General features: G+C 51.0%; 5 protein-coding genes and 1 pseudogene. 1 reads left to right on the top strand and 5 read right to left on the bottom strand.

All coding sequences use genetic code 11. The features are described from left to right. Nucleotides 1–1,013 (bottom strand): LacI family DNA-binding transcriptional regulator (locus tag ABYV26_RS20200; RefSeq protein WP_372683166.1); only part of this gene is annotated, 1,013 nt, incomplete at its 3' end. A gap of 843 nt (nt 1,014–1,856) precedes the next feature. On the opposite strand from ABYV26_RS20200, the gene ABYV26_RS20195 reads away from it, so the two are divergent. Further along, on the top strand, nt 1,857–3,083 hold the full coding sequence (locus ABYV26_RS20195; RefSeq protein WP_372683165.1) for an MFS transporter: 1,227 nt from the start codon (nt 1,857–1,859) through the stop codon (nt 3,081–3,083). A gap of 135 nt (nt 3,084–3,218) precedes the next feature. Here the strand turns inward: ABYV26_RS20195 and ABYV26_RS20190 are convergent, their stop codons facing one another. The 4 genes and pseudogenes from ABYV26_RS20190 to ABYV26_RS20175 all read right to left on the bottom strand — a co-directional run. Further along, nucleotides 3,219–3,479: a hypothetical protein gene (locus ABYV26_RS20190; RefSeq protein ID WP_372683164.1), complete on the bottom strand. Its 261-nt coding sequence runs from the start codon at nt 3,477–3,479 to the stop codon at nt 3,219–3,221. A 74-nt stretch (nt 3,480–3,553) separates the two neighbouring features. Then, complete coding sequence (locus ABYV26_RS20185; RefSeq protein WP_372683163.1) at nt 3,554–3,871, bottom strand: hypothetical protein; 318 nt, start codon at nt 3,869–3,871, stop codon at nt 3,554–3,556. A gap of 43 nt (nt 3,872–3,914) precedes the next feature. Further along, a complete protein-coding gene (locus ABYV26_RS20180; RefSeq protein ID WP_372683162.1) occupies nt 3,915–4,961 on the bottom strand; it encodes a GAF domain-containing protein in 1,047 nt (348 codons plus the stop codon). 12 nt (nt 4,962–4,973) lie between these two features. After that, nucleotides 4,974–5,260: pseudogene (locus ABYV26_RS20175) on the bottom strand (hypothetical protein); the annotation flags it as partial.

Below are 5,260 nucleotides of genomic sequence, written 5' to 3'. Positions count from 1 at the left end.
TAACCGATCCCCCGTGGAGTTGATACAGAGCCCCGAATAATCAGTTCCAGTTCGAGCAGTCTGTGAACCGGGGGTTTGGATCCATTTTCGATTCGTTCGAGGAGTTCCTCTACGCCGAGGGTTCCCATCTGGTAGGCTGGCTGGTGGATTGTGTCCAGGCCTGGTGTGACATAAGATGCCAGCGGAATATCATCGAATCCCACGATCGACAGATCGTCTGGCAGATGAAGTCCCATTTTACGAGCGCCCTCCATTACACCAATGGCGAGATAGTCATTGGAACAGAACACGGCGGTAGGGGAAGGCGTCAATTCAAGTATTCTTTGTGCGCCTTCTCGACCGCTCTCAAGGCTATAGTTTGTTTGGAATATGTAGCGGCTGTCGTAGGCAATGCCGTTTTCTCGAAGACACTTTCGATAACCCATCCAACGGTGATGGCTCTTGTCCGAAAAACTGAAGGCCCCTGCGATCATTGCGATCCGCCGATGGCCGTTTTCGAAAAGATGTTTCGTCGCCATATATCCGCCCAGGTAATTATCAACACCGACGCAGGATATTGGCCCTCGCCTCACCGTGCTATAGAGGACGACAAAGGGAAAGCCTTCCGCCACGAGTGTCTGAAGGGTCTGGGTATTAGGGTTGGTCGTGGTAATGACCATGCCATCGACTTGCATCTCCCGGAAGACCCGGATAAGCTTTTTCTCCGTTCGGGCGTCGTAGTTGGTGTTTCCCAGAAGAACGCTCAGGCCAGCTGCTGCTGCGCGATCCTGGATGCCACGGGTGGACTCTGCGAATCCTGGATTTGTGATGGTGGGGACGATCAGGGCGATGGTTTGAGTGCGCTTCGTGGCGAATCCTCGGGCCAGGGCATTGTATCGATAGTCGCAGGCTTTCATCGCCTGATGAACCCGGTTTCGGGTCGATTCGCGCACGGATTGAGGAAGATTGATGACACGGGAAACGGTTGCTGTCGATACGCCAGCGGTTTTGGCAACGTCAATGATTGTGCTCATCGCTCGTAGTTTCCGCCTGAGGGTTTTAAAGAGGAATAATGAATTACAATAACCCATCAGATCTGAATTGTAAACGTTTACATTTTTATTATTAGACCCATTGGCCAATAAAACGAATTTTTTCGACAGCCTAATCCTCTTGAAACTTGATCCATGGGCCCGAATATCGATGCACTAAGGTGGATCCGGGGCTTATCGGCTGCTTTGACAGTTCGTGGCACCCCAACTCCTTTTTTTCACGCGAAAAGTCCGGCAACTCGTCGGCGATGAGAACTATCAATTCTCAATTGCGATTCCCATCGCCTGTCAAAAACCAATTCTGCTGGATGCAACCTAATTGAAAGGACGGTCGGCGATGCAAGATACAGGTTTTTAGAATTTAAACCTTCGATTGAAAAAGGGTAGATTTTTTGATCAATACCGATGGGTATGGATAAGGAAGTGTTTATTCAGAGGGCAAGAGTGAAAAATGGGAAGGGAGCTGAACGATTCTTTAGTTGACCGAATTTAAGCTTTGTTTTGTGGATGCCACGAAAACCAGTTGCCAAAACTTACGTATGGCCATGCCTCCAAATTGCCAGGAATCCAAGGCCATACAAGATAACCTCTTTTTATGGAGTTGTCATGTCGAGGCCGAAAAAAGCCAAGATGAAAACGGTCAGATAGATGAAAAAGCAACGCCCTCAAAGCTCCGATCCCATCGGCAAACCAACTAAAAACCAAAAGAAATATGTTTATCATTAGAGCGGAGATCCAAAAACGTATTGAACGATTGACCCGGGACGTTATAAAGAGTCAAAATTGAGCTTGACCCCTAACGCCCCTCAACTGAAAAGGATGCCAATGCCGATTCGAGCTCCTCGGCGGTACGGCTACGCCCATCTCATCGCGGCCATCTGTTTTTCCATACAGGCCCTTGGGGTGGGAACATTTATCGCTTTCGGCGTCTTCTTCAACCCATTGATGGAGGAATTCGGCTGGTCCCGGGCTGCCATTTCCGGTGCCTCTTCGCTGGCCTTTTTCCTCATGGGCCTTTTTGGGGTGATTGTCGGCCGGGTGAACGACCGCTTCGGTCCACGTCAAATCATGACGGTCACGGCAATTCTGTTGGGCCTGGGCTGTGTCCTCATGGCCCGACTCTCCTCCCTCTGGGAGCTTTACCTCTTTTACGGAATTATTTTCGGCATGGGGCTCAGCTCCATCGACGTCATTGCCTTGACCACCATTGCCCGCTGGTTTTCCCACCGCCGGGGTTTCATGACCGGTATCGTCAAGGTGGGCACCGGTGCCGGCCAATTCGTGATTCCCCTGTCTGCCAGCGGGCTGATTTTCCTTTACGGGTGGCGGTGGAGTTTTGTGCTCATCGGCACCAGCGTGGCCCTGATTCTGGTGTTGATGGCTCAGTTCCTGCGCCGCGACCCAGATGCCTTGCCTTCGAACAGGCCATCGGAAACAGTCGACTGCCGGCGCACAGCACCTGCCACGGATTCCAGCCTCACGTTGTCTCGTGCGCTAAGGACGGTCCAATTGTGGACCATCTGTCTGGTCAATCTCTGCCTAGTCTTCTGCCTGATGATCATCATGTTGCACATCGTCCCCCATGCCCGCGATCTGGGATTCCCCGCCATGCAGGCCGCCGGGGTCCTCTCCATCATCGGGGCGGTGAGCATGCTTGGGCGCTTTGTCAGCGGCCTGATCATCGATCGACTGGGCAGCAAAGCGGTGATGGGGGGCTGCTTCGTCCTGCTTCTAATCGGACTCGGCTGGCTGCAGTTTGCCCACCAACCTTGGATGTTGTATCTTTTTGCCGTGATTTATGGTCTGGCCCACGGGGGCTGTTTCACCGCCATTTCTCCCCTGGTGGCAGAGTGGTTCGGCATCCAATCCCACGGCACCCTCTTCGGGATCGTAGTTTGTTTCGGCACCACCGGCGGGTCCGTCGGCCCCCTGCTTGCCGGCCATCTGTTCGACCTGACCGGTAGTTACCAGCCGACCTTCCGAATTGTGACCGTCATGGCTCTGGTTGCCTGGGGAATGCTGCTCTTTTTACGTCCGGTGAAAAACCGGTGAGACGACTCGAAAAGGGTCGGGCCATGCGGCGAGAATACAAAACCGAGAAATGGCTATTACCAGTCGGATACTGATTATCAAACGCCGAACGTTTAATCGTTTGGCCGTTTCGCTCTGTCAGCTATTCGATTCTTCTCAGCTTTTGTCAAAATATACCTCAACTTTGGCATAGCTTTCATCGACCAGCTTCTTGTATTGACTACATCCGTTGCGGTAGGCCTCGAGCCATTCTTCGATGGCCTTCCTGCCTGCTTCGGGCATCCATGCCGCCTGGTTGAGAATGGTTTCGAATATCTTTTCGTTCTGTTCATAGACCAAGGTCATGGCGCTGAAACTGTTGTCGAATGCGGTCTTGTTCAATTCAATCATTTGTTTAGCGATTCGTAAGTTGTCCATGTCAAAACTCCGTTTTTTATGAGTCGGGGGTTGTTAATTGGCAACAGCGCTATAGTTCAATCCATGATGAATTATTATGATTGACATGCCTTACCATTTCTGAAGCGGGATGGCAGAATCGATATCCTATTTTTCTGCCGCGGACATATATTTTTCCACCATTTGATACCCAATATCGACCATTTTTTTATCTCTTCGCTACCTTTACGGTATGTCTCGAGCCAGTCCGCAATGGCTGATTTGCCTTCGGGCGAAAGATCCGGCGTTTGATTTAAAATCATACCCAACAACAATTTGTTTTGTTCATAGGCACTCATCATAATGGTGTGATTTTGATCCAGTACCATTTTGTTTGTTTGCATTATTTGCTTGAGGGCTTCTTCTTGTTTCATACGACGGCTCCAATTCTTACCAAGATATTTTCTTGCGTAACATTCAAAAGTAGAGGCGATGGCTCCAGACATCCTTTTCGAGGTTTTTTTTGTCTTCCTTCAGTGCCAGATACATGGACGCATTCTGGATGGCCAATGCTCCCGTGTGTGCCAGCGCCTCAACAAAGGTGATGAAATCCTGAGAATACTTTCGAACAGAATCGGAGTAGAGCCGCATGACACCGATGATCTTTTCCCGTGATCGGATGGGTACGCAAACCATGGACTTGATTCCCTCCTCTTCGGTTTCTTTGGGATACTGCAGACGCTTGTCCGTGGATGTGTCCTCCATAACAACCGTTTTACCCCGAAGTGCCTCGGTAACGCTCTTTTCAGCCGAAATTGAACCTTTGTTCATGAACGATTCGCTTAAGCCGTGGCTGGCCACCACTTCCAATGCGTTGCTGTCTTCATTCAAGAGCCTTATGGTAACGCCCTTCATGCCCAGGGAGTGAGACATTTTTTCGGACATATTCCGAAGCACCGCTTTAATGTCCAGGCTTGAATTGATAGAAGATGAGAATTCCAGAAAGAGGGATGTGTTTTTTTCGATGCGTTCGAGCAGGCGGGTTTTTTCAATAGCGATGCCGCCCTGATCGGCCAGAGCGCATAAAAAATCGATCTCTGGTGGCCGAAACTCCCGGCGTTCGGCGGTGTAAAATGAAAGCACACCGATGGTGTGATCTTTTACCGTAACTGGAACGGTCAGCAGGGAGGCGATGCCTTCCCGCTTTTTGGCCTCGTGATGTTCCAGGCGTGGGTCGGACGTGGCATCCAGGAAAGCCAGATGGCCCTTCTTTTCGAGATCGGCCACAATTTGGCGGGCTTTGAGCGGGTTGGCGTGCAGGTAACTGCTCGACAGGCCGGCCTGGGCCTTGGGGACAAATTGGTCCTTGCGTTCATCGGCCAGAAACAGGCAAGCTGCCTTGCCGTCCAGGGAGGAAATCGCGCTGTCCACAATCAGGTCTAACAATTCCTGCATGGTCGCCGCCGTGCCGAAGGCTGCGCTGATCTTACAAAATGATTTGAAAAAGTCTGTTTCCTTGGTCATTTAGACCCCTCCTCATGACGTGGTTGATGTGGGTGGCTTGCCGTTGTTTTGAGAAACGGCTCCCGGCAGGGATCGTTTGGATGCGGCCGGCTTTTTGGCTCGCTTGAGGGCTGTTTTTTTGACCGGCGGCTCGTTTTTCATACCGTTGGCTTTTTTTCTGACCGTTTTTTTCTTGCGGGTGGACCGTTTCTTTGGGATTGCGTCCCGCTCTTTGAGCCAGCCGGCGATTTTGGGTGCAAATGCCTCCTGAAACTTCGAGCTGACATAGATGCCGATGTGTCCGGTGTCCAGGCAGAGAT

This window comes from Desulfosarcina sp., from assembly GCF_041551955.1.
GTDB lineage: Bacteria > Desulfobacterota > Desulfobacteria > Desulfobacterales > Desulfosarcinaceae > Desulfosarcina.
The sequence above is the reverse complement of the archived record's forward strand: the minus strand, read 5'-3'. Positions and strand labels throughout refer to the sequence as shown.